The sequence below is a fragment of the Bacillus sp. JJ634 genome (assembly GCF_036962285.1).
GTDB lineage: Bacteria > Bacillota > Bacilli > Bacillales > DSM-1321 > Peribacillus > Peribacillus asahii_A.
Map to the genome: position 1 here is coordinate 21,649 of NZ_JBALMU010000069.1, position 25,413 is coordinate 47,061.

Below are 25,413 nucleotides of genomic sequence, written 5' to 3' on the forward strand. Positions count from 1 at the left end.
TCTTAGTGACCGTAGAACGTGGCTAACCATCAGTGGAGGATGAAAGAAAACCCCCACTGATGGAAGTTTCACTTTATTGAGACTCCCCGTTGATTTTGCTTGTACTCTTAGCTTCTTTTAGTTAAGATAATAATAAAAATGGAGTTCTCTCACTGTATATGATGTAGAGAGTAGTACATAAACGGAGCTGATAATAATGAGGTGCCCGTCATGTCAATACAATGGAACAAGAGTGCTCGATTCGCGACCTGTGGATGATAGCAAATCCATTAGAAGGCGTCGTGAATGTGAGTCTTGCGGTTTTCGATTTACGACATTTGAAAAAGTAGAGGAAATACCGTTAATTGTCGTTAAAAAAGAAGGTACACGGGAAGAATTCAGTCGTGACAAAATCCTTCGCGGCTTAATTAGAGCTTGTGAAAAGCGTCCAGTCCCATTAAAAGGCTTAGAAGAAATTACGAATTATGTTGAAAAAGAATTGCGTAATAATGGAATTTCTGAAGTAAAAAGCGATCATATCGGTGAAATGGTCATGGATAAGCTAGCGGATGTGGATGAGGTAGCTTACGTGCGATTTGCGTCTGTATACCGTCAATTCAAAGATATTAACGTTTTTATTGATGAATTGAAGGAATTATTAAATAAAGAACGAAAGTAGAGCTAAAGATAAACCTTTGGCTCTTTTTTCGCTCATCTTGTAAAATGAAATGAATACAAAGGAATTCTTTGAAAGGTTTGAATGAAGATGTCGATGCATTGGCAAGAACTGCTTCCCGCAGATCAATATAGAGTATCTTCAGCGGGAATGCTACACAATTATGATCGGAATGTACTTACTCGTCTTTATCAACCACTTATTGGTCCCATTTGTTTGAGCCTTTATATGAGCTTATGGAGTGAGCTTGAAGAGAATCGACTTTGGGCAGAGCCAACAACTCATTATTCACTTATGAATACGATGGGGTTAAACTTGAGTGACATTTATGAAGCTAGACTCCAGCTCGAAGGAATCGGATTGCTGAGTGTTTATAAGAAGAAAAATGGTGAAACAAAGGAGTTTGTATACGAGTTACATCCACCGCTATCGCCGCAGCAATTTTTTACGGACGGCATGTTAAATATTTATTTGTTCAAAAAGATTGGGAAAGGTGCATATAACCGATTGAAGAAGTTCTTTTCGGATGATGTATTGCCTGTGCGAGAGTATGAGAATGTAACAAAAACTTTTGCTGAAGTTTTTGCTTCGGATCATTCTTTATATGTAAGTGATGAGGCAGAAGGTGCGAAAGAGCCGTTGGTTCGTCAACAGTTTATCGATCGACAAGAGGGAACTCTTCCGACAGGGTTTGAGCATCAATTTGATTTTGATTTATTAATGGCAGGTTTGAAATCATCGTTAGTGCCGAGAAAAGCACTAACGCCCCGTATTAAAACAACAATTGCCAAGCTTGCTTTTCTATATGACATTAATCCACTTGAAATGCAGAAGTTAGTACTTGGAGCCATATCCATTGATGATGAGATTGATGAAGAACACTTACGTAAATCAGCGCGTGATTGGTATCAAATTGAACGGCATGCTGATATGCCCTCGCTCGTTAGTCGTGTACAGCCAGTCATTTATCGAACTCAAATGGATTCGCCAAGGAATCAAGAGGAGGAGCATATTCAGCGTTTAGAAACAGTCTCCCCGTTGCAACGGCTTAAGCAACTATCGAATGGTGCTGAAATTGTAGAAGCTGATTTAAAAATTGTTGAAGATATTATGCTCAACCAAAATTTAAATCCTGGTGTGGTGAATGTGTTAATTGAATACGTAATGTTGAAAGCAGAAAAGAAATTCACAAAGAATTATGTTGAAAAGATTGCTGGTCATTGGACGCGCATGAATGTTGTCACTGTTAAAGAGGCGATGGAGTTAGCGAGAAAAGAGCATCGTAAATATCAAGGCTGGGCAGATGGCAACAAATCAAGCGCAAAAGGCAGTCGTCAAAAAGCAACGCGCACGGAAATGGTTCCGGCCTGGTTAAATAAAACAGAAGAGAAGCAGACTGAACAAAAGAAAGCAGCAACCGTTTCTGATGAACAGAAAAAAGCGATATGGGAGCAAGTGAAAAAGTTAAATGCAGGAGGTGATCACGCTGATGCAAAAGATTAATTCAGCCTTAAACAAATTGACGAATGGTACAAAGTTTCAGCAGCGTTATGAAGCTTTAAAGCAAGAAGTGATGGAAGATGAACACATTCATGATTTTTTACATGAAAATCGGTCCATTATTACAAAAGAAATGTTAGAAAAAAGTGTAGGGAAACTGTATGAATTTTCGACACAAAGCAAGAAATGTGATAAGTGTCCAAGTTTAGATGGTTGTGTGAATATGATGCAAGGATATTATCCAAAGCTTGTGATTCAAGGAAATGCTCTGGATCTTCATTATGAAGTCTGTCCACGGAAAGTAGTAGAAGATGACAAACGAAAACGCGAGAAGTTAATTCGCAGCCTATATGTACCGCGCGATATTCTTGCGGCCAATATTGCCGACTTTTTAGAAAAGGACGTATCGGATGAACGATACGCAATAGTAGGCAAGGTAATGAGTTTTATCAATGATTATATACCAGGTCAAAAGCAAAAAGCACTTTATATTCACGGGGAATTTGGTGTTGGAAAAACCTATTTACTAGGAGCGATAGCGAATCAATTAGCCGAGAAACAAATATCATCGTTAATTGTATATTTTCCCGACTTTTTGCGCGAGCTTAAAGGCTCGATTGGGGATAATACAGTGAATGAAAAGATTGAAATGGTAAAGACGGCTCCTGTACTAATGATTGATGATATAGGCGCTGAATCAATGACGAGCTGGGGTCGGGATGAAGTGCTTGGGCCAATATTGCAATTTAGAATGCTTGAGAATTTGCCGACTTTCTTTACCTCGAATTTTAACTTTGATCAGTTAAAAAATCATTTAACTTTTTCTCAGCGGGGGGAGCGAGAAGAAGTGAAAGCGGCGCGAGTAATGGAACGTCTTCAATATTTAGCAGAACCGATTGAGCTAGAAGGTAAAAATCGAAGACTGTGAGTGGTGACCTGACCTAGTTTCAGGTCACTTTTTCTATTTGATTGGCTATTCTACTTCTAAACAAGTCCTAACCTCCATATATATAAGCATAAAATGTGCGGGTTAGGGGGGACAAAGATTGGTTCTTATTTCATTTCAAAATAATAATGAGGCATTAAAACTATTACAGTTTGTCTCTGCCCATTCTCTAGGGGGAGAGCTGCAACAATATATGATGTGTACGCCGGAACAAGGCTTAAAATTAGACTTGGAAGAACGGCCGATTGAAAAGTGGCTAGCGATGCTCACAGATGTTTTTCATAGCTTCCTAGTAGAAGAGAAGCTCCAATCAGTACTTGAACAGATTATCATTCAAAAGTTTCTGTATCGTGAGCGAGATGAAGTCGATGGGATTCTACAAATTGCGGCTTCAATTTTTGAAGGAGAGAGGAACACGGCTAGAAAGCCTTTGTTCGAGGAAGAAAAGCAAATCATTAAGGACGGTTTACAAACGATCTTAACAAGGAAGCTGTCCTTTTCGTTTGATTCTTTTATAACCTTTCGTTTAAAGTCCTTTCATCAATCTTTAGAAAAATATGCGATGCTCGCAATTGATGAGTATAAGCTTGAACAAGATTATCAGAGCTTTATTGCTACATTGCGGGATTTCTTGCATAAACGTACTCCAAAAATGTCCTATCTTCACCTCGTTTATCAAGACGCTTTTTATTTTTATGATGCTTCTTATCGAAAGCTTGAACGGCTTGAAATTAATGAGTTAGTCGATCGCCATTTGTTGGCGAATAGTTCGATTTATATTGAATCCGTGACGCTCGCTCCGCTTTTATCCATCGCTCCAGAGCGGCTTTATATTTATACGGATGATATGGAACAAGGGCTGATTCAAACGGTAAAGCGAATTTTTGAAGAACGTTCGGTTGTATTGCCGTTGAATGCTTTTTGTATGTATAATGATTAAGAAAAATCACTTGCATTTCCGAGTAGTACGGATTATAATTTGCTACATACTACTTCAATTAAGTTTTTTAAAAGTTATGATGAGGACATGGGTATTCTAACCCCGATTTTTAGAGAGGGAGGCCTTGGCTGTAAGCTTCCTATTCGGCTAGAACACTTACCACCTTTGAACTTCGGCTCGGAAAGCTATTATAGCGATTATGAGTTGACGGAAAGCTGCCGTTACCAAGCTTCGAGTGTCATTTTGTCTATTGGCAAAATGAAACGAGGGTGGAACCGCGGGTTATAATTTTGTTTACTAAGCTCGTCCCTGTTTTAGACAGGGGCGGGCTTTTTATATTGTCCAAATACCTTTCCGAAGGGAATAAGACAAATTGAGCACACTACTATAACGTAGTGAAAATGTAGAAGGAGTGAAACTGTATGTCTGAATTAGTAAAAATCTCTTTTCCTGATGGCGCAGTGAAGGAGTTTAATAAAGGCACAACAACAGAAGAGATTGCAGCATCTATTAGTCCTGGTTTAAAAAAGAAATCGATTGCCGGTAAATTTAATGGGGAATTATACGATTTAAAACGTCCCATCTTAGCGGATGGAACAATTGAAATTGTGACACAAGATACAATCGATGCCCTAGAAATTATGCGTCATAGTACAGCTCATTTAATGGCTCAAGCAATTAAACGTTTATATAAAAATGCAAAGTTTGGTGTTGGCCCAGTTATTGAAGGCGGTTTTTACTATGATATCGACCTTGAAGAATCATTAACACCAGAAGACTTACCATTAATTGAAAAAGAAATGAAAAAAATCGTCAACGAAAACTTAGAAATTAATCGTATTGAAGTAAGCCGTGACGAAGCCATTTCTCGTTTCACAGAAATTGGTGACAATTATAAATTAGAGTTAATTGACGCAATTCCAGCCGATCAACAAGTAACAATTTATGAACAAGGGGAGTTTTTCGACCTTTGTCGCGGGATTCATGTTCCATCGACAGGAAAAATTAAAGAATTCAAGTTGTTAAGCATTGCTGGTGCCTACTGGAGAGGAGACAGCAAAAATAAAATGCTGCAACGTATTTATGGAACAGCTTTCTTTAAAAAAGAAGAGTTAGCAGAGCACTTACGCTTACTTGAGGAAGCAAAAGAGCGTGACCATCGTAAAATCGGAAAAGAATTAAACCTATTTATGAGTTCGCAAAAAGTAGGTCAAGGTCTTCCGTTATGGCTGCCAAAAGGGGCAACAATTCGTCGTACAATCGAGCGTTATATTGTCGATAAAGAACAGCGTCTAGGTTATGATCACGTGTATACACCAGTTATGGGTAGTGTGGAATTATACAAAACATCTGGTCACTGGGATCATTATCAAGATGGCATGTTCCCTGTGATGGAAATGGATAACGAGCAACTTGTTCTTCGTCCAATGAACTGCCCGCATCATATGATGATTTTCAAAAATGGAATTCATAGTTATCGTCAGCTTCCAGTTCGTATTGCTGAGCTTGGTACAATGCACCGTTATGAAATGTCAGGCGCATTATCCGGCTTGCAGCGTGTGCGTGGAATGACATTAAATGATGCGCATATTTTCGTTCGTCCAGATCAAATTAAAGACGAATTTAAACGCGTAGTCAATTTAATTCTGGAAGTATATAAAGACTTCGATATTAAGGATTATTCATTCCGTCTTTCTTACCGCGACCCAGCAGATACTGAGAAATACTACGATGATGATGCAATGTGGGAAAAAGCACAAGGTATGCTAAAAGAAGCGATGGATGAGCTTGAGCTTGACTACTTTGAAGCTGACGGAGAAGCGGCATTCTACGGTCCAAAACTCGATGTTCAAGTTCGTACTGCACTTGGAAAAGATGAAACATTATCAACTGTTCAATTAGATTTCTTATTACCGGAACGCTTTGACTTAGGTTATATTGGTGAAGATGGAAAACAACATCGTCCGGTCGTTATTCACCGTGGTGTAGTATCAACAATGGAACGTTTCGTAGCATTCTTAATTGAAGAATATAAAGGGGCATTCCCAACTTGGTTAGCACCAGTTCAAGCGCAAGTTATTCCAGTTTCACCTGCTGTTCATCTTGATTATGCAAAAGAAGTTCAAGAAAAATTACAAGCAGCTGGCCTTCGCGTTGATTTAGACACTCGTGATGAGAAAATCGGTTACAAAATTCGTGAAGCACAAATGCAAAAAATTCCTTATATGCTCATTGTTGGAGACAATGAAGTGAAAGAAGGAAGCGTAAATGTTCGTAAATATGGCGAACAAAAATCAGAAACTATTTCGTTTGAAGAATTCTCAGCGCTTATTCAAGCAGAAGTAAATCGTTAATGCAGGAGAAAGGCACAGAAGATGTGCCTTTCTTTTTTTAGCTCTGTTAATGAATATTGTTAATTTATACAATTTTTGGATCATTCGTGGGAAACTTCCATTAGCGGGGGCTTACTGTCCGTTAAGTTTGGGATAAATGACAAGATAATTGAAACAAATCATTTTATGCTCTAATATGAAGAGAGAATCTTTTGATAAATGGGGTTGTTGCTATGCAAGAAGGGCAAAAAAAGAAATTTATCTTTTTGTTTGGACCGGCTTTTTTAGCTATTGTTATTTTATTAATACTTGATAATTATCGCCAATATGCGATTGTTCCTGTTTTGCTTTTTTGGATTCTCTTTTTTTCGTGGGACGCGTTTGATAAAAGAAAAAAAGAGAAAGAGGATTCAAAATAACTTTCAAAAAATATGTATTGTCAAACGTAAGGAAATTTGATAAGATAATTTTTGTTGAGAATAACCATTTATGTATTTGACAAATCATCTGTGTTTATGATATATTCTCTAAGGTAAATTGAATACGAAATTGAGGAAAGAAGAGGCACCCGCTTCTCACCTGATTGACGCTTTGTAGTAGTTAACAGGTCATGATTTGATTATTTGGAATTTCTAAATAAATCTATCTGTGTGGGTGCATTCTGTACCCGCACTTTTTTATTGATTGAGCATAAATGCAAGTGCAAATCATGTAAGCGAGTTGTGAGCGTTGCCGTTTTATCCCTACGTTCGTATTCGCTAAATAACCTTGGAGGTGGCTAACTATTAGTAAAGACGCGATGGTGAACGAAGGCATCCGTGCCCGCGAAGTTCGTCTTATTGACCAAAATGGAGAGCAACTTGGAATTAAAACGAAATTTGAAGCATTGGAAATTGCCGCTCGTGTGAATCTTGATCTAGTTTTAGTTGCTGCAAATGCAAAGCCTCCTGTAGCCCGTATTATGGACTACGGAAAACACCGCTTCGAGCAGCAAAAGAAAGACAAAGAAGCGCGTAAAAATCAAAAAGTGATCAATTTGAAAGAGGTTCGTCTGAGCCCAACAATTGAAGAGCATGACTTTAACACGAAGCTTCGTAATGCTATCAAATTCCTTGAAAAAGGGGATAAAGTAAAAGCTTCTATCCGCTTTAAAGGACGTGCAATCACACATAAAGAAATCGGACAACGCGTATTAGATCGATTTTCTGAAGCGTGTAAAGAAGTGGCTACGATTGAAACACATCCAAAAATGGATGGACGCAGCATGTTCTTAGTACTAGCACCGAAAAACGAAAAGTAATTGTAATGAGGAGGAATACCTTATGCCTAAAATGAAAACTCACCGCGGATCTGCTAAACGTTTCAAAAAAACTGGATCCGGCAAACTTAAGCGTTCAAAAGCTTATACAAGCCATTTATTTGCTAACAAATCTACTAAAGCGAAACGTAAACTTCGCAAAGCAGGTCTTGTAAGCACTGGTGACTTCAAACGTATTCGTCATATGTTAGACAACATTAAATAAGTTCGATTTATCGAGTCAAATAGGAGGGAAATAACATGCCACGTGTAAAAGGCGGTACTGTTACTCGCAAACGTCGTAAAAAAGTTATAAAATTAGCTAAAGGTTACTATGGTTCTAAACATACTTTATATAAAGTAGCTAACCAACAAGTGATGAAGTCAGGAAACTATGCTTTCCGTGACCGTCGTCAGAAAAAACGTGATTTCCGTAAATTATGGATCACTCGTATCAATGCTGCGGCTCGCATCAACGGTCTTTCTTACAGCCGTTTAATGCACGGTTTAAAGCTTGCTGGTATCGAAGTAAACCGCAAAATGCTTGCTGACCTTGCTATTGCTGATGCACAAGCATTCGCTCAATTAGCAGACGCTGCAAAAGCACAATTAAACAAATAATTTTTTATAAGTCATTCTCTGTAACAGAGAATGGCTTTTTTCATATTTTAAAAGGGGGAGAAGCTTTTGTTTACTATGGTGTACATGATCCTTATTAATATTCTTGCGTTTACAATAATGGGGATAGATAAGAAAAAAGCGCGCAATAGGGAATATCGTATTAGTGAAAGAACATTATGGATAGTAGCTGTCATCGGTGGAGGAACGGGCGCTTATCTAGGTATGAAGCAGTTTCGTCACAAGACAAAGCATGCTTCGTTTAAATGGGGGCTGCCTGTTTTAATGGTGATTCAGCTTGGCTTGCTTGTAACGTATGGAATAGATTAAGTCATACGTAGGCTATAACTTGTATATGCTTGTAAGAACAGCAGCGTGATAGACGGAGGGAGAACATGGATGAGAAATTGGCAATTGTCTTAAGTTATATTCAGTCTGGTAGCGTGTTTATGCCTTTTGTGTTTATTGCTTTTCATGTGCTCCGGCAACTTCTATTCATCCCTGTTATTGTCGTGTGTATTTCAGGTGGTATTTTATTCGGCCCTGTTTTAGGTACAATATATTCTATTATTGGATTAACGTTGTCAAACCTTTGCTTTTATTTTATTATTGGAAAATTCCCGAAAACTAGAGATAAGCTGTTGCTTTTAAAAGATAAGCTGTTCGGCAATCACAAGCTGAACAGCTCTCAAATTGCTATACTAAGATTGCTTCCTTTTATTCATTATTATCTTCTCTCATTTTGTTTGATGGAATCAAATAAAGGCATTAAACATTACCTCTACCTATCGTTTTTAACGAACATTCCACTTGCTTTTGTCTACACGGTGTTTGGCCACTCTATAGCTAATTTTAGTTCAACATCTCTTATCATTATGTTAGTAGTGATTACGTTTCTTTTATATCTAGTAAGAGAAAGGCGAAATGTCGTCCCTTGGAGGGAGTTTTTTCGGTATAAGGATAAAGGATAAAGATTTTGAGGTGAATGGGTAAGACTCTTCATTTTTGATGATCCGTAACGTACCTTTTTCATAATCATAGGCATAGAAAAAAAGCTGCCTAAAAAGTTTAGGGCAGCCTCTTTGTTTTATGCTCGATCAAAAAGAGAGTTTCCAGCAATGCCTGGTTTCGTCATTTCGAATGGATTTAAAATTAAGTCCAGTTCTTCTTCTGTTAGTACGTCATACTGCAGGCAAAGCTCTCGAATTGGTTTTCCTGTTAGAATCGCTTCACGAGCAATCCGTGATACGACTTCATAGCCTAGATGTGGATTAACTGCGGTAATAATACCAACGCTATTGTCCACATATTCTTTCATACGTGTTTCGTTTGCTTCAATGGCTGATAAACAGTGATCGGTAAAGGTTCTGAAACCATTATTCATAATACTAATTGATTGTAATAAATTGAATACGAGAACAGGTTCCATAACGTTTAATTCTAACTGTCCTGCTTCTGATGCAAGAGAAATTGTATGGTCGTTCCCGATTACCTGAAACGCAATTTGGTTAATCACTTCTGCCATAACCGGATTCACTTTACCAGGCATAATGGAAGAACCAGGTTGACGTGCAGGTAAGCTAATTTCACCAAGTCCTGCGCGTGGACCGGATGCCATTAAACGTAAATCATTTGCTATTTTGGACATGTTTGTCATACAAATTTTTAGTGCCGCTGATACTTCTGTATAACAATCGGTGTTTTGCGTTCCATCAACGAGATGCTCGGCATGAATAAGTGGTAATCCGCTAATATCAGCTAAATACTTCACAACGTTTTCTATATAGCGAGGGTCTGCATTTAAACCTGTTCCGACAGCAGTTGCCCCCATATTTACTTCATATAAGTTCTCACGTGTTTGACTAATTCGCTTAATATCTCGTGCTATTACGCGACTATACGCTTCAAATTCCTGTCCCAAACGAATCGGAACAGCATCTTGGAGATGGGTGCGCCCCATTTTAATGATATGATCAAACTCTTGTGCTTTTTTCTTAAATACGACATGCATATCATTCATTGTTTCTAGTAATTTATTTAATAGATTGAGTGTTGCAATATGAATGGCAGTAGGAAATGCATCATTTGTCGATTGCGACATATTTACATGGCTATTTGGACTTAATTTACCGTATTCACCTTTATCATTTCCCATTAGTTCTAGTGCACGGTTGGCAATCACTTCATTGGCATTCATATTTATAGAAGTACCAGCGCCGCCTTGAATAGGATCAACGATAAAGTATTCGTGCCATTTTCCAGATAGGATTTCATCTGCAACTTGAACGATTACATTACCAATGCCTTCATAAAGGCGCTTTGTATCCATATTCGCCATCGCTGCTGCTTTTTTAACGATTGCTAGTGCATCAATCAATTCTTCATGAATTTTATATCCTGTAATCGGAAAATTCTCAACTGCTCGCAGTGTTTGAATACCATAGTAAACATCTGCAGGAATTTCTTTTTCACCTAGAAAGTCTTTTTCGATTCGATATTTTGTTTTTAACATCGCGGTCCCTAACTTCCTTATATAATTTTTAGATCAATTTAATATCATTTATAGATTGATCTTCTCTATCATAAATGTTTTTATAGAAAATTGCACTAGAAAAGTTTACAATTTTACAATTTTCATAGTTAGTAAAGAAGAGGACGGGGGAGATGTAACTTTGTCTTTGTCATTGTTCTTTTAGCTCTCCTTTTTCTGTATCATCATGCTTGGGAATCACTTTATTATCGCGGACTTATCTTCTCGTGTATCCATGACGATTCGAAGTGCTAAAAGAATTAATCGCTCCCGTCGCCCCTTTTTCATAGTAAACGCCCCCCTGCTTCTTTTATGACTGAAATAGGGGGGCGTTTCTATAAAACAATGGAATGCTTGCAATAAAGTGAAACTTCCAACAGAGGAGGCTTCTTATTTAATGATAAATGTTTGAATTCTTCAAAAGGAGTTATCCAAATATTCAGGACATCCTCTTTCTTTAATCCCTATTCAAAAATTCCTTCACAGGGCTTTTCCAGTCAATAGAAGAATCTGGGTATTGTTTTTTTATAGCAGCTTCGATTTTTAAGAAGTCGTCCCTCTTTAGCCCTTTTAGATCGGTTGTATTTTTTGGCCAAATAAAAATGGACACGACTTCAAAGGAACGCTCCGTCGTTCCGAGGTATTTTTCGCCCTCAAATAAGACTCCGTTATATGTTAATAAGAAATTTTTACGAATATTTTTTGGGTCATCGAGAAAATAGAACTTTCCTTGTTCGTGGGCTAATTCCAGTTTTCTTCGCGGACTTAACATATATTTAATCGCCGTATATAGTAAAAATACAATAAATACCAATAAAATAAGACGGAATAATAAGGCCATACAATATCCCCCTTTTTCATAACGTTTCAGTTATATACTATGTACGAACGAATTTTTTAAAAGTTTCACATATTTGCTATAATTTAAGCGATAAAGGTAGAAAGTAGTGATGAGATGAATATTTCCAAATTAATGGACATGCAAGCGGTGCTTGATCAGCATATTGAACGGAAGCATGGGTTAGAAACAGAAGACCTTGTGGAACGAAAAATTTTGGCGCTTTTAGTGGAGTTAGGCGAACTTGCCAATGAAACGCGCTGTTTTAAATTTTGGAGTCTAAGGGGACCTTCTGAGCGAGAAACCATTCTCGGTGAATATGTTGATGGAATTCATTTTCTGCTGTCGCTCGCAAATGAGCAGAGTTTTAAACCGACGGTGCCAGAAATGTTTACATTGGAACAGTGTAATCTGACAGAGCAATTTATTTTATTGTATCGAGAGATTAGTCTGTTTCAGCAACAAGTAACGTTCGAGTCGTTCCAAATGGTATTTACCGAATATATCCGACTTGGACAAATGCTTGGTTTTTCAGCAATCGATGTAGAACAAGCTTATATAACAAAGAATGAAGTGAATCACGAACGGCAGCAGCAGGGCTATTAATTGTCGTGAAGAAATCACTTCTGTATAATTATGGTTACGAAAAGGAGTGATACATAATGACTAAGTTAGATGAAACATTAACGATGCTTAAAGATTTAACCGATGCAAGAGGGATTGCTGGTAATGAATCAGAAGTAAGACAAGTGATGAAACGATATATTGCACCTTACGCCGATGAAATAACAAATGATGGCTTAGGAAGTTTAATCGCCAAAAAAACAGGTGATGCAAATGGGCCAAAGATTGTGGTCACAGGGCATCTAGATGAAGTAGGATTTATGATTACGCAAATTGACAGTAAAGGCTTTTTGAAATTTCAGCCAGTAGGTGGTTGGTGGAATCAAGTCATGCTGGCACAGCGCGTAACGATTGTGACAAGAAAAGGTGATGTGACAGGTGTAATTGGTTCAAAACCACCTCATATTTTATCACCTGAAGCTCGAAAAAAACCGGTTGAAATTAAGGATATGTTCATTGATATTGGTGCATCCAGCAAAGAAGAGGCGCAAGGATGGGGGGTACGGCCAGGGGATATGGTTGTACCGTATTTCGAATTTACCGTGATGAACAATGAGAAAATGCTGCTGGCCAAGGCTTGGGATAACCGCATTGGCTGTGCGATTGCTATCGATGTGTTAAAGCAGTTGAAAAATCAAAGTCATCCAAATGTTGTATACGGAATCGGAGCTGTTCAAGAAGAGGTAGGCTTACGCGGTTCGAAAACATCAACATTCCAAGTGCAGCCGGATATAGGCTTTGCTGTTGATGTCGGCATTGCAGGTGACACGCCGGGAGTTTCTGAAAAGGAAGCAATGAGCAAAATGGGCGATGGACCGCAAATCGTTTTATATGATGCATCAATGGTTTCACATAAAGGTTTACGTGATTTAGTAACAGATACAGCAGATGAACTAAACATTCCTTATCAATTTGAATCCATTCCAGGTGGTGGAACAGATGCTGGCTCAATTCATGTAACAGCAAAAGGGGTGCCGGCACTTTCAATTGGTATCGCGACACGCTATATCCATTCTCATGCGGCAATGCTTCACCGCGATGATTATGAAAATGCCGTGAAATTAGTCGTGGAAGTGATTAAACGACTCGATCGTGAAACAGTGGACCGGATTACGTACGAGTAAGGTAGAGTTTGCAGGTTATGGAGTCAAACTGGCCGGTAAACTGAATTTTTATAAAAAAATAACAGCCAATTTGGCTGTTATTTTTTTAACCCATTTTCTAATGCACGAAGCATCTCTTCTTTTTCATTTTGTGAGGAATTTTGCCAAATAACTTCAAACAGTACACCAAGTCCAGGAAGCATTTTTTCCTCGCCATTTGAAATCGCATCGACAATCGTATCTTCGAGCTGCTCTTGTGTATTGCCCGTTACATTGCTAATAATGGCATTACGTAAATTTAGGTTCATAATTATTTCCTCCTATGTCATATAATGCTGAACAACGATAGCATGCCCTTATTCAGGATGCATTATGTATTGAAATTACGTTATAATAGGAAAATCAGTGAAATTAAAGGAGCGTTACACGTTGAAATATATTGAATCTGTTAAAAATCCAAAGGTAAAAGCATGGAAGAAGCTGTTGACGAAAAAAGAGCGTGATAAATCAGGTCACTATTTAATAGAAGGTTTTCATCTTGTTGAGGAAGCATTAAAGGAACAAATTGTTTTAGAGGTCATTGTTAATCAAGATATGGAAATACCAGCTAAGTTTAAAATAGAACAAACAGACGTCGTGTATGTGAAAGAAGATGTGATGAAAGCAATTTGTGATACGGAAACACCACAAGGTATTGCGGCAGTCTGTGAACAACAAACAGTCCATTTCGATGATATTCCATCAGGAAAACTATTATTGTTAGATGCAGTGCAAGACCCAGGTAATTTAGGGACGATGATTCGTACAGCAGATGCAGCGGGAATAGATGCTGTCATTTTAGGAGAAGGCTGTGCCGATGTATATAACCCGAAAGTCGTTCGAGCGACACAAGGAAGCTTATTTCATTTACCTGTGATGAAGGCTAATTTGTCCCAGTTTATTGACCAGCTTCATATGCCTGTGTATGGAACGGCTTTAGAAGGCGGTGTGCCATTTGAACAAGTTGAGAAATCTGAAACCTTTGCCTTACTTGTCGGAAACGAAGGGCAAGGAGTTTCAAAAGAATTGTTAGCGAAAACGACGAAAAACTTGTATATTCCGATTTACGGGAAAAGTGAATCGTTGAATGTTGGGATTGCAGCAGGGATTTTGATGTACTACTTGCGAAAATGAGTTTAAATATACTATAATGAAACAGAATTTCATAAGTAAAGACGATGACGGAGACTAGTAGCTTAAGACATCCATTTTAAGGGAGAAAATGCCGAGACTGAAAGCATTTTTAATGGCGCTGCTTAAAGGAATTCACCTCTTGAGTCGACATTGGGAAGATCCATTGATCCGAAAAATGTTCCGGTGAAGAGCCGTTATTTTTAATGAAGTGAGTGTGGGTGTTTTATATCCATGCTAATAAGGGTGGTACCGCGATACATAAACCTCGTCCCTTTTATGGGATGGGGTTTTTTTGTGTTTATTTATGTTGACAAATAAAGGAGGAATAGATGATGCAGGAACGTTTACAAGAACTGCAAGAAGAAGCGTTGCAAAAAGTGTCAGCCGCATCAAACTTAAAGGAATTAAATGATATTCGTGTGGCTTACTTAGGAAAAAAAGGACCGATTACAGAAGTATTGCGTGGCATGGGTAAATTGTCTGCTGAAGAACGTCCAAAAATGGGAGCACTTGTGAATGTTGTTCGTGAAGCGATTACTTCAGCAATCGAAGAAAAACAAGCGGTGCTTGAAGCAGAGGCAGTCAATGCTCAATTAGCAGCGGAAACGATTGATATTACGTTACCAGCTCGCCCTGTGAACAAAGGGAATCATCATCCATTAACGCGCATTGTCGAAGAGATTGAAGACGTGTTTATCGGAATGGGATATACGGTGGCGGAAGGTCCAGAAGTAGAGAGTGATTATTACAACTTTGAAGCTTTAAACTTGCCGAAAAGCCATCCAGCACGTGATATGCAAGATTCTTTCTATATTACAGATGAAATTTTAGTTCGTACACATACGTCTCCTGTTCAGGCAAGAACAATGGAGAAACATGAAGGTCAAGGCCCAGTTAAAATTATTTGTCCAGGTAAAGTGTATCGTCGTGATAATGATGATGCGACACATTCTCATCAATTTATGCAAATTGAAGGATTAGTCGTTGATGAAAATATTTCAATGAGTGATTTGAAAGGAACGCTTGAAGTATTTTTGAAAAAAGTATTTGGCCAAGAGCGTGAAATTCGTTTGCGTCCAAGTTTCTTCCCATTCACAGAGCCTTCTGTAGAAGTGGATATTTCTTGTAAAATCTGCAGTGGTAAAGGCTGTAACGTATGTAAGCAAACAGGCTGGATTGAAGTATTAGGCGGTGGAATCGTTCATCCGAACGTACTTGAAATGGCTGGATTTGATTCAAAGAAATACTCAGGATTTGCCTTTGGAATCGGTGTTGAGCGAATTGCGATGTTAAAATACGGTGTGGATGATATTCGCCATTTCTACACAAATGATATGCGTTTCTTAAAGCAATTCCACCATCACGAAGCGTAAAAATTTCTCTGATTTGGCCGGAATCTCACTAATTTTGCTTATAATCTATCTAAATTAGCGATTAATCTCGCCAAATCAATCCATTAAAAGGAGGACCAACGATGTTTGTTTCATATAAATGGCTTCAAGAATATGTAGATCTTTCTGGCATCAGTGCAGCAGAGCTTGCGGATAAAATTACGAAAAGCGGCATTGAGGTTGAAGGAGTAGAAAAGAAAAGTGAAGGCTTAAAAGGGGTTGTTATCGGTCACGTTTTAGAGCGTGAACAACATCCAAATGCCGATAAATTAAATAAATGTTTAGTCGATATCGGGGCGGAAGAGCCTGTCCAAATTATTTGCGGAGCTCCAAACGTTGATAAAGGCCAAAAAGTAGCCGTGGCAACAGTGGGCGCTGTTCTACCAGGTAACTTCAAAATTAAAAAAGCAAAGCTTCGCGGAGAAGAATCACACGGAATGATTTGTTCGCTTCAAGAGCTTGGAATTGAATCTAAAATTGTGGCGAAAGAGTATGCTGTTGGGATTTTCAATTTCCCACAAGATGCACAAGTTGGTGAAGATGCATTAGAAGCACTTGGCTTAGACGATGAAATTTTAGAATTAAGCTTAACACCAAACCGTTCAGATGCGTTAAGTATGTTAGGTGTTGCTTACGAAGTTGCAGCTATTCTTGGACGTGGTGTGAAATGGCCAACGATTGAAAAAGAAGAAGCTTCTGAAAAAGCATCCGATTATATCTCTGTAAAAGTGGAAGCAACAGAAGATAATCCATTATATATTGCAAAAGTTGTGAAGGATGTAAAAATTGGACCATCGCCATTATGGATGCAAACACGCTTAATGGCAGCTGGTATTCGTCCGCATAATAACGTTGTGGATATTACAAACTTTGTATTATTAGAATATGGTCAACCGCTTCATGCGTTCGACTACGACCGTCTTGAATCAAAAGAGCTTGTCATTCGTCGTGCGAAGGATGCTGAAAAAATTACAACACTTGATGAAGCAGAACGTACATTAACTTCTGACCATCTTGTCATTACAAACGGTACAGAGCCTGTCGCTATTGCTGGTGTAATGGGTGGAGCGAATTCAGAAGTGAAAAATGATACAACGACAGTCATCATTGAAGCAGCTTATTTTAAAGGCAGCACGGTTCGTAAAGCATCGAAAGATCACGGCTTACGCAGTGAAGCAAGCGCTCGTTTTGAAAAAGGAGTAGACCCAGCTCGCGTTCGTGAAGCAGGAGAGCGTGCAGCGCAATTAATGGCGGAATACGCTGGTGGAACGATTCTTGAAGGCAGTGTCGAATACAATGATATGAAGGTTGAACCAGCTGTAATCTCGATTACGCTTAATAAAATTAATGGCTTACTAGGAACAAGCATGAGTGTATCTGAAGTACAAGATATTTTCACGCGCCTGCAATTTGATGTAGCGGTAGAAGGAGAAAACTTCACAGTAACGATTCCAACTCGTCGCGGCGATATTACAATCGAAGCCGATTTAGTAGAAGAAGCAGCTCGCTTGTATGGCTACGATAATATTCCATCTACGCTGCCAACTGGCACGACAACGCCTGGTGCGTTATCAGATTATCAACAAAAACGTCGTAAAGCGCGTCGTACATTAGAAGGCGCTGGTCTTTTCCAAGCGATTACGTATTCGTTAACAAGCGCGGAAAAAGCTGCTCAATTCGCTTTAGAAGCACGCGAATCGATTCGTCTAGCGATGCCGATGAGTGAGGAACGCAGCCAATTACGTTTAAGCATTGTACCGCAATTATTAGAAGTAGTGAAATACAATAATGCTCGTCAAATTGATTCAGTTGCGCTATATGAAATTGGTTCTGTTTTCTTAAAACAAGATGGCGAACAGCTTCCGGAAGAAAGGGAACATGTAGCTGCTGCTATCACAGGTTTATGGGAATCTCACTTATGGCAAGGTGAAAAGAAGCCAGTTGATTTCTTTGTCGCAAAAGGAATTTTAGAGGCTTTATTCGATACGTTAGGTGTAGCAAGCCAAATCGAATATCGTCAAGCAGAAGTGAAAAATCTTCATCCGGGACGTACAGCGGAAGTGCTATTAAATGGTGCAGTAATTGGCTTTATCGGTCAAGTGCATCCAACTGTTCAAAAAGAATTGGATATTAAAGAAACCTATGTTTTTGAATTATCATTTAAAGCATTGGCAGAAGCAGAGGTTGCTCCAATCGCTTATGAAACGATCCCACGTTTCCCATCGATTACGCGTGATATCGCACTTGTTGTGGACTCAGCAACAAAAGCAGGCGATATTCAAAGCATCATCATTGAAGCAGGCGGTGCCTTATTAAAAGAGGTGCAAGTATTTGATTTATACGAAGGCGATAAAATGGAGGAAGGCAAAAAATCCATTGCATACTCGTTAAAATACTTTGACCCAGAACGTACATTAACAGATGAAGACATTACAAAAGCTCATGACAAAGTACTTGCGGCGGTAAAAGACCAAGCAGGGGCAGAGTTGCGCGGATAACCTAGTAGATTTGGCTGGTAAACAGTCAAATGTAGCAGGTAAAGACACCCACCATTTTCTGAAATGGTGGGTGTCTTATCGTTAATATTTCTTTTTATACAAATTCTTCGCTTTTTCCGTATTGGCAAAATGAACTTTCGTAAATTCATGCAATGCCTCTGTTCCTTTTTCATGAATTAAACGAGCAGCTGCTTCATCAACTTTAGAACCAGCACCTTTTGGAATGGTAAAGCCTGCTTTTTCACTAAGCTGTTCGAAGCGTCGAATAAAAGCATAGCGAGCCAGAATGGAGGCCGCGGCCACGCTTAGGTGAACGCCTTCTGCTTTTGTGCTTAAATAGGTAGCATCTGCTTGAAATAGTTCCTGTCCTTTTAAATAATTGAAGAATACACCGGGTTCAGCAAACTGGTCGATTAAGACAGCATCAGGCTTTTCAGGCTCAATTTTTGTTAATACATGTTTAATCGCTTGATTATGTAATAGTGCCTTGATTTTACCTTGTGACATGCCTTTTGCTTGAAGCGTATTATATTTTGGATTGTCGCAAGTTAACAGGCTGAATGGGACAACATCCTTAATTAACTTAGCAATTTCGATAATTTGCGGGTCTTTTAAATTTTTGGAATCTTGAACGCCGAGCTCTTTTAACAGGGGTAGCTGTTCTTTCTTTGCATAAACCGCCACAACGGTCATTGGACCAAAGTAGTCACCGGTACCAACTTCATCGGAGCCGACAACAGATAAGGTGCCGATGTTAGCCGGTGGCGAATAACGATGTGTTTTTACAGATGTTGTTTTTTTGGCTGCTGGAGCTGTTTGAGCATTTTCTTTCCATTTCACCGCTTCTTTTTCGGCATTTGCTCCTTGGAATAACACTTTTCCTGATTTATAGGCGGTGATGGCACAATGGGCCGGTCGTGCGCTAAATAAGCTGCCTGGTGGTAATGTATGGACAAGGGAATCTTTATAATGCTCTTTCATTTTGGATATTTGTGATGCATGAACGAGTAGGACAACTTGGGACATCAAAATCGTCTCCTTTTATTTTATTTTTACAAAATTAGCCATAAATTGACAAGCCTCTCTCTTTCATGACGAAAAATATCATGATATGATAGGGAGTACAGGATTGTTTAGATTGGAGGCATCATTTTGTCAGACGATACACGAAATAGAGTTACAGTAGATATATATGGTCAACCATATACGATCGTCGGTGCCGAAAGCGCAAGTCATATTCGCCAAGTAGCTTCGATGGTTGACGAGAAAATGAGAGAAATTAGTGTGAAAAATCCGAGCCTGGATACGAGTAAACTAGCAGTGCTGACGGCGGTCAATACGATACATGATTACCTCAAAATCCAAGAACAATTGCACCAGCTTCAACTGGAATTACAGAAAGAAAAGGACTGAGTTTATGTTTGATTTGGCAATCTTAGCTATCCTTCTCATCGGATTGTTAATTGGTTTAAGGCGCGGCTTTATATTACAAATTATCCACTTGACCGGCTTTATTGTCGCGTTTATTGTGGCCTATGTATATTATGATGAACTGGCTCCAAAACTGAATTTATGGGTTCCATTCCCGACGATGGGCGATTCAAGCACATTAAAGATGTTTTTTGATACAGTCGGTCTAGATACTGCGTATTATAATGCAATTGCTTTTGCTATTATTTTCTTTATTACGAAAATTGTATGGCATATGATTGGGGCGATGCTTGATTTTATTGCACACTTGCCTATTTTAAAACAGCTGAATCGCTGGGGTGGCGGTATATTAGGATTTATGGAAGTCTATTTAATCTTGTTTATTATATTATATATTGTAGCTCTTTTGCCAATGGATGCGGTTCAAGAACCGTTAAATGGCTCATTCCTAGCAGAAGCTATTGTGAGAGATACACCGTTTTTATCTAATCAAGTAGAGAAGCTTTGGTTTTATAATGTACCTTCTTAAGGGTCTGCCTTTCCTTAACGAAATGATAGATTGCTATCTTTTGTGGGGGAAGAGACCCTTTTTAACGTATTGAGAATGCTTGTGCTTTATAGAAAGAAACGGTATCTTTAAAGAAAACTTCATTCATTAATTTTTGGCAGGTGAAAAAATGTCTATTAATAAAAAAGATCTTATTAAATTATTGGAAACAATTGCGATATATATGGAGTTAAAAGGGGATAACCCATTCAAGGTGTCGGCGTTCCGTAAAGCAGCAGCAGCACTTGAAGCAGATGATCGCAGTTTGTCAGCGATTGATGATTTTACAGCGCTTAGCGGGATTGGTAAGGGGACAGCGGCTGTCATTGATGAATTTATCCAAGAAGGCAAATCGACGGTTTTAGAAGAGTTACAAGAGGAGGTGCCAAAAGGGTTAATTCCTCTCTTAAAGCTTCAAGGTCTTGGCGGGAAAAAAATTGCTAAGCTACATAAAGAGCTTCATATCCGTGATATTAACGATTTGAAGTTAGCCTGCGAAGAAGGGAAAGTAAGTGTACTAACGGGTTTTGGCAAAAAAACAGAAGAGAAAATTCTTGCGGCAATTGATGAAGCGGGGGCACGGCCAGAACGATTGCCATTATCATTTATGCTGCCTATTGCCGAGGAAATTGAACGAGCATTAGCAAATATGAAAGCGGTTATTCGTTCGTCACGGGCAGGAAGTATTCGTCGTATGCGTGAAACGATTAAAGATTTAGATTTTATTGTATCTAGTGATGATCCGGAAATTGTGAAAGAACAGCTTTTAGCATTGCCGCGTATTAAGCAGGTTATTGCTGCAGGTGATACGAAAGTGTCGGTTGTATTGGATGGTGAATACGATGTATCTGTTGATTTTCGTATTGTAAAAGATGTTGAATTTATTACAACACTGCATCATTTTACTGGTTCAAAGGATCATAATGTGCGTATGCGTCAGCTTGCGAAAGATCGTGGAGAGAAAATTAGTGAGTATGGTGTGGAGAATATAGAAACAGGTGATGTACTTACATTTGAAACAGAGGAACAATTTTATCAGCACTTCGGCCTGCCGTTTATTCCTCCAGAATTACGGGAGGATGGGACGGAAGTAGATCAATATGACGGACAGGAGCCGTTGATTTCACTTGCTGATATTCAAGGTGACCTTCATATGCATACGACATGGAGCGATGGTGCGTATTCAATTGAAGAAATGATTGAAGCTTGCCGTGCTAAAGGCTATCGATATATGGCGATTACGGATCATTCGCAGTATTTAAAGGTAGCTAATGGTTTAACAGCTGAGCGTTTGCGTGAGCAAAAGAAAATCATTCATGAATTAAATGAACAGTATGACGATATGACGATTTTATCAGGCATTGAAATGGATATTTTACCCGATGGAACGCTTGATTTCGATGATGAACTATTAGCGGAGATGGACCTTGTTATTGCTTCGATTCACTCAAGCTTCTCACAACCACGTGAAGTCATTATGGAGCGTTTGAAAACAGCACTTCATAACCCGCATGTGGATATTATTGCTCACCCGACAGGAAGAATTATTGGCAAACGAGCAGGCTATGATGTAGATATTGAAATGCTTATCGAATTGGCACGTGAAACGAATACTGCATTAGAGTTAAATGCAAACCCGCATCGCCTTGATTTAGCAGCACCCTATTTACGAAAAGCTCAAGAAGCGGCTGTGCCGATTATCATTAATACGGATGCGCATAATATCGACATGCTTGAACATATGGAAATTGGTGTCTCTGCGGCGAAAAAAGGCTGGCTGAAGAAATCAACTGTCTTAAATGCTAAGAGTGCTGATGAATTACTTACATTTTTAAATAGAAATAACTAACCTGACAAGGAGGCTTTTTTATCTCCATGCATCAAAAAGCATTGAACACATTAGAATTTACAAAAATTAAAGAACAATTAGTTTCTCATTGTACATCGTCAATTGGGAAAGACAAGGCAGTACAATTAGCTCCGTCTACTGATTTTGATGAAGTTGTTAGATGGCAGGAAGAAACGGATGAAAGTGCGAAAGTGCTCCGGTTGAAAGGAAATGTTCCTTTAGGGGGAATTTTCGATATTCGTCCTCATGCAAAGCGGGCACAAATTGGCGGAATGTTATCACCGATTGAACTGATGGAGATTGCAAGTACGATTCGAGCAGGGCGCGTATTAAACCGCTTTTTTGAAGAGATGGCCGAGCAAGAAATTGAGACGGTGCTGTTAACGGAATATATTGAATCGCTTCACCCGTTGATTGATTTACAACAGGCGATTACGTATGCCATTAGTGAGCATGGCGAGGTGCTTGATTCAGCTAGTGAGCAATTGCGTACGCTTCGCAATCAGCTGCGAACAAATGAAAGCCGCGTACGGGAAAAGTTAGAAAGTATGATTCGTTCTTCCAATGCTTCTAAGATGTTATCGGATGCCATTGTGACGATTCGAAATGATCGTTTCGTTATTCCAGTTAAACAAGAATATCGCAGTCATTATGGTGGCATTATTCATGACCAATCTTCTTCAGGTCAAACATTATTTATTGAACCACAGGCAATTGTACAGCTGAATAATGCTTTGCAAGAAACAAGGGTGAAAGAGCAGTTAGAAATTGAACGTATTTTAACGGAGCTGTCTGTGAAGGTCGGTGAGTATACGTCTGAATTATTACATAATGTAGCGGTACTGGCTCAGCTCGATTTTGTATTTGCAAAAGCCCGTTATGCGAAAATGATTAATGGTTCTAAACCACAGCTGAATCAAGAAGGCCGAGTGAAACTATTTAAAGCGAAGCACCCGCTTATTCCGGCTGATGTCGTGGTAGCAAATGATATTTTCTTAGGAGAAGAGTTTACAACAATCGTGATTACCGGTCCGAATACAGGTGGGAAGACCGTCACGTTAAAAACGATTGGACTTTGTACGCTGATGGCGCAAGCTGGATTACAGATTCCAGCTCTTGATGGTTCAGAAGTAGCTGTTTTTTCAGCAGTATATGCTGATATTGGCGATGAACAGTCAATTGAGCAAAGCTTAAGTACATTTTCTTCTCATATGGTCAATATTGTTGAAATTTTGGAGCATGTGGATCATGAAAGTTTAGTTTTATTTGATGAGCTTGGAGCAGGAACTGACCCGCAAGAAGGAGCGGCTCTAGCGATTTCTATTTTAGATGAAGTGTATAAGCGAGGGGCCCGAGTTATTGCGACGACTCATTACCCAGAATTAAAGGCCTACGGTTATGACCGTGAGAGTGTAATTAATGCGAGCGTTGAATTTGATGTGAAGTCATTAAGACCAACGTATAAGCTATTGATTGGCGTACCTGGTCGAAGCAATGCATTTGAAATTTCAAAACGTCTTGGTTTAAACGAGAAAGTCATTAATCATGCACGAAGTCATATTGGTGAGGAGACGAATCAAGTCGAAACGATGATTGCCTCACTAGAAGCAAGTCGTCGTCAGGCAGAGGAAGAAGAGAAAGAAGCGGCGGATTATTTAAAGCAATCGGAAAAACTGCATCGAGACTTGCAGCAACAAATTGCGGAATATTACAATGAACGTGACAAGCTGATGGAGAAAGCATCAACGGAAGCAGCCGCTATTGTTGAAAATGCAAAAAAAGAAGCAGAAAAGATTATTAGAGATTTACGCAAGCTTCGTTTGGAGAAGCGAGCAGATGTCAAGGAGCATGAATTAATTGATGCAAAGAAACGATTAGAAGAGGCTGCACCTGAGCTGAAAAAATCACCGAAAATGGCAGTATCATCGCAAAAACGGGCATGGCAGCCTGGCGATGAAGTGAAAGTGACAAGCTTCGGGCAAAAAGGCTATTTAATTGAAAAAGCATCGTCTGATGAATGGCATGTACAAATGGGTATTATGAAGATGAAAGTAAAAGAAGCAGACCTTGAATTTATTAAGTCAGCTCAAAAAGAAAAACAAACGAAGCCGCTTACGACAATTAAGGGGAAAGACTACCATGTTAGTCTCGAGCTGGATCTTCGTGGGGAACGCTATGAAAATGCACTTTCAAGGGTTGAAAAATATATTGATGATGCACTTTTAGCCAGCTATCCAAGAGTGTCCATCATCCATGGAAAAGGCACGGGAGCTCTAAGACAAGGCGTTCAAGAATATTTGAAAAATCATCGCTCGGTTAAACGGATTCGCTTTGGAGAAGCAGGCGAAGGCGGCAATGGTGTTACGATTGTAGAATTTAAATAAACGGAAACAGACTTAAGAACTTGGTCAGTTACCATGTGGGAGTAGTGGGATATGGATGAGATTTGGGGAAATGAATATGTGTACATTGCTGCTCGCTATAGTGTCGTGATTTTATGCATCATTGTCTTTTTAACCGTTTTTGAGCTTGTAACAAAGTATAAAAATTGGGAAGAAATTAAGCGTGGAAATCTATCTGTGGCTATGGCCACAGGAGGGAAAATTTTAGGGATTTCCAACGTGTTTCGCCAATCCATTTTACAAAATGATTCTTTATTGACGATGATTGGTTGGGGAGTCTATGGTTTTGTTTTCCTTGTAATTGGTTATTTTATTTTTGAGTTTATGACACCAGCGTTTAAAATAGATGAAGAAATCCAAAAAGATAATCGGGCGGTTGGCTTTCTATCGATGATGATTTCAATTGGTTTATCTTTTGTCATCGGCTCTGGAATTTCCTGATGCCTCTTGCGAAAGGAAGAAAGCTGTGGAGAAACTAGCGAAAATATTATTAGTTTGCTGTGGACTTTTTATTTTATTAGGTGTTGTTTATTTATTTATGAAAGTGTAAAGGAATACGGATAAAGAAAGGAGAGGTGCATATCATAGTGCCCTCTCCCTTCTTATGAGTTCACATGCAATGAGCTAAAACTTAATAGCGTTATTTAAAAATTGTTTTGGACGCTGACCACTCCCAGGACTAAAGTCGCTGAGGTTCTTTCTCACCAATATCCCACTTACCACCTTCCATAAGAAGAG

26 protein-coding genes and 2 other annotated features are annotated in these 25,413 nt (G+C 39.0%); of the genes, 22 read left to right on the top strand and 4 right to left on the bottom strand.

Going from position 1 to position 25,413, the window contains the following annotated elements:
- Positions 1–196: 196 nt before the first annotated feature.
- From nrdR to V7068_RS12010, 12 genes are all read left to right on the top strand, one after another.
- Entirely contained in the window at positions 197–658 is a 462-nt protein-coding gene (gene nrdR, locus V7068_RS11955; RefSeq protein WP_252286962.1) for a transcriptional regulator NrdR, read from the top strand.
- 87 nt (positions 659–745) lie between these two features.
- Entirely contained in the window at positions 746–2,158 is a 1,413-nt protein-coding gene (locus V7068_RS11960) for a replication initiation and membrane attachment family protein (RefSeq protein ID WP_375349066.1), read from the top strand.
- On the top strand, positions 2,145–3,083 hold the full coding sequence (gene dnaI / locus V7068_RS11965) for a primosomal protein DnaI (RefSeq protein ID WP_375349065.1): 939 nt from the start codon (positions 2,145–2,147) through the stop codon (positions 3,081–3,083). Before V7068_RS11960 ends, dnaI begins: the two co-directional genes overlap by 14 nt.
- Positions 3,084–3,201: 118 nt before the next feature.
- Positions 3,202–4,041, top strand: a complete 840-nt coding sequence (ytxC, locus tag V7068_RS11970; RefSeq protein ID WP_499712986.1) for a sporulation protein YtxC — start codon at positions 3,202–3,204, stop codon at positions 4,039–4,041.
- A gap of 87 nt (positions 4,042–4,128) precedes the next feature.
- Positions 4,129–4,329, top strand: a complete 201-nt coding sequence (locus tag V7068_RS11975; RefSeq protein WP_488988117.1) for a hypothetical protein — start codon at positions 4,129–4,131, stop codon at positions 4,327–4,329.
- Positions 4,330–4,463: 134 nt separating this feature from the next.
- On the top strand, positions 4,464–6,395 hold the full coding sequence (thrS, locus tag V7068_RS11980; RefSeq protein ID WP_499712987.1) for a threonine--tRNA ligase: 1,932 nt from the start codon (positions 4,464–4,466) through the stop codon (positions 6,393–6,395).
- Between the two features lie 212 nt (positions 6,396–6,607).
- The gene (locus V7068_RS11985; protein WP_127761593.1) at positions 6,608–6,793 is read left to right on the top strand and encodes a hypothetical protein; all 186 of its coding nucleotides are present in this window, start codon (positions 6,608–6,610) and stop codon (positions 6,791–6,793) included.
- Between the two features lie 131 nt (positions 6,794–6,924).
- Positions 6,925–7,059: a sequence feature (ribosomal protein L20 leader region), on the top strand.
- 114 nt (positions 7,060–7,173) lie between these two features.
- A complete protein-coding gene (gene infC / locus V7068_RS11990) occupies positions 7,174–7,674 on the top strand; it encodes a translation initiation factor IF-3 (RefSeq protein ID WP_127761592.1) in 501 nt (166 codons plus the stop codon).
- Between the two features lie 22 nt (positions 7,675–7,696).
- Entirely contained in the window at positions 7,697–7,897 is a 201-nt protein-coding gene (gene rpmI, locus V7068_RS11995; protein ID WP_119116810.1) for a 50S ribosomal protein L35, read from the top strand.
- A gap of 35 nt (positions 7,898–7,932) precedes the next feature.
- Positions 7,933–8,292 (top strand): 50S ribosomal protein L20, encoded by a 360-nt coding sequence (rplT, locus tag V7068_RS12000; RefSeq protein ID WP_119116809.1) that lies wholly within the window; start codon positions 7,933–7,935, stop codon positions 8,290–8,292.
- 66 nt (positions 8,293–8,358) lie between these two features.
- Complete coding sequence (locus V7068_RS12005; RefSeq protein ID WP_499712988.1) at positions 8,359–8,619, top strand: DUF1294 domain-containing protein; 261 nt, start codon at positions 8,359–8,361, stop codon at positions 8,617–8,619.
- 65 nt (positions 8,620–8,684) lie between these two features.
- Positions 8,685–9,260 (top strand): TVP38/TMEM64 family protein, encoded by a 576-nt coding sequence (locus V7068_RS12010; protein WP_499712989.1) that lies wholly within the window; start codon positions 8,685–8,687, stop codon positions 9,258–9,260.
- Positions 9,261–9,376: 116 nt separating this feature from the next.
- Here the strand turns inward: V7068_RS12010 and aspA are convergent, their stop codons facing one another.
- Together aspA and V7068_RS12020 are read right to left on the bottom strand one after the other, a co-directional pair.
- Positions 9,377–10,801, bottom strand: a complete 1,425-nt coding sequence (gene aspA, locus V7068_RS12015; protein ID WP_499712990.1) for an aspartate ammonia-lyase — start codon at positions 10,799–10,801, stop codon at positions 9,377–9,379.
- 475 nt (positions 10,802–11,276) lie between these two features.
- Entirely contained in the window at positions 11,277–11,660 is a 384-nt protein-coding gene (locus V7068_RS12020) for a sigma-w pathway protein ysdB (protein WP_499712991.1), read from the bottom strand.
- Between the two features lie 114 nt (positions 11,661–11,774).
- Between V7068_RS12020 and V7068_RS12025 the strand changes: the two genes are divergently transcribed.
- Together V7068_RS12025 and V7068_RS12030 are read left to right on the top strand one after the other, a co-directional pair.
- Positions 11,775–12,263: a dUTP diphosphatase gene (locus V7068_RS12025; RefSeq protein WP_499712992.1), complete on the top strand. Its 489-nt coding sequence runs from the start codon at positions 11,775–11,777 to the stop codon at positions 12,261–12,263.
- Between the two features lie 56 nt (positions 12,264–12,319).
- Complete coding sequence (locus V7068_RS12030; protein WP_375349055.1) at positions 12,320–13,405, top strand: M42 family metallopeptidase; 1,086 nt, start codon at positions 12,320–12,322, stop codon at positions 13,403–13,405.
- A 77-nt stretch (positions 13,406–13,482) separates the two neighbouring features.
- On the opposite strand, the gene sspI is transcribed toward V7068_RS12030, so the two are convergent.
- Entirely contained in the window at positions 13,483–13,692 is a 210-nt protein-coding gene (gene sspI, locus V7068_RS12035; RefSeq protein ID WP_127761586.1) for a small acid-soluble spore protein SspI, read from the bottom strand.
- A gap of 121 nt (positions 13,693–13,813) precedes the next feature.
- Between sspI and V7068_RS12040 the strand changes: the two genes are divergently transcribed.
- The 3 genes from V7068_RS12040 to pheT all read left to right on the top strand — a co-directional run bounded on the left by V7068_RS12040 (position 13,814) and on the right by pheT (position 18,446).
- Complete coding sequence (locus V7068_RS12040; RefSeq protein WP_499712993.1) at positions 13,814–14,557, top strand: TrmH family RNA methyltransferase; 744 nt, start codon at positions 13,814–13,816, stop codon at positions 14,555–14,557.
- A 35-nt stretch (positions 14,558–14,592) separates the two neighbouring features.
- Positions 14,593–14,833: a binding site (T-box leader), on the top strand.
- A 56-nt stretch (positions 14,834–14,889) separates the two neighbouring features.
- Complete coding sequence (gene pheS, locus V7068_RS12045) at positions 14,890–15,930, top strand: phenylalanine--tRNA ligase subunit alpha (RefSeq protein WP_499713005.1); 1,041 nt, start codon at positions 14,890–14,892, stop codon at positions 15,928–15,930.
- 101 nt (positions 15,931–16,031) lie between these two features.
- A complete protein-coding gene (gene pheT / locus V7068_RS12050) occupies positions 16,032–18,446 on the top strand; it encodes a phenylalanine--tRNA ligase subunit beta (RefSeq protein ID WP_499712994.1) in 2,415 nt (804 codons plus the stop codon).
- 81 nt (positions 18,447–18,527) lie between these two features.
- On the opposite strand, the gene rnhC is transcribed toward pheT, so the two are convergent.
- Positions 18,528–19,472 carry a ribonuclease HIII gene (gene rnhC, locus V7068_RS12055; RefSeq protein ID WP_499712995.1) on the bottom strand — a complete coding sequence of 315 codons (945 nt, stop codon included), beginning with the start codon at positions 19,470–19,472 and terminating at the stop codon, positions 18,528–18,530.
- A 126-nt stretch (positions 19,473–19,598) separates the two neighbouring features.
- Between rnhC and zapA the strand changes: the two genes are divergently transcribed.
- The 5 genes from zapA to V7068_RS12080 all read left to right on the top strand — a co-directional run bounded on the left by zapA (position 19,599) and on the right by V7068_RS12080 (position 25,116).
- Positions 19,599–19,859, top strand: a complete 261-nt coding sequence (zapA, locus tag V7068_RS12060; protein WP_119116797.1) for a cell division protein ZapA — start codon at positions 19,599–19,601, stop codon at positions 19,857–19,859.
- Positions 19,860–19,863: 4 nt separating this feature from the next.
- Positions 19,864–20,406, top strand: a complete 543-nt coding sequence (locus V7068_RS12065; protein WP_402921707.1) for a CvpA family protein — start codon at positions 19,864–19,866, stop codon at positions 20,404–20,406.
- A gap of 148 nt (positions 20,407–20,554) precedes the next feature.
- The gene (gene polX / locus V7068_RS12070) at positions 20,555–22,273 is read left to right on the top strand and encodes a DNA polymerase/3'-5' exonuclease PolX (protein WP_499712996.1); all 1,719 of its coding nucleotides are present in this window, start codon (positions 20,555–20,557) and stop codon (positions 22,271–22,273) included.
- Positions 22,274–22,299: 26 nt separating this feature from the next.
- Positions 22,300–24,657, top strand: coding sequence for an endonuclease MutS2 (locus V7068_RS12075; protein ID WP_499712997.1), 2,358 nt, complete (start codon positions 22,300–22,302; stop codon positions 24,655–24,657).
- Between the two features lie 51 nt (positions 24,658–24,708).
- On the top strand, positions 24,709–25,116 hold the full coding sequence (locus tag V7068_RS12080; RefSeq protein ID WP_127761577.1) for a DUF350 domain-containing protein: 408 nt from the start codon (positions 24,709–24,711) through the stop codon (positions 25,114–25,116).
- The last annotated feature ends 297 nt before the right edge of the window (positions 25,117–25,413 follow it).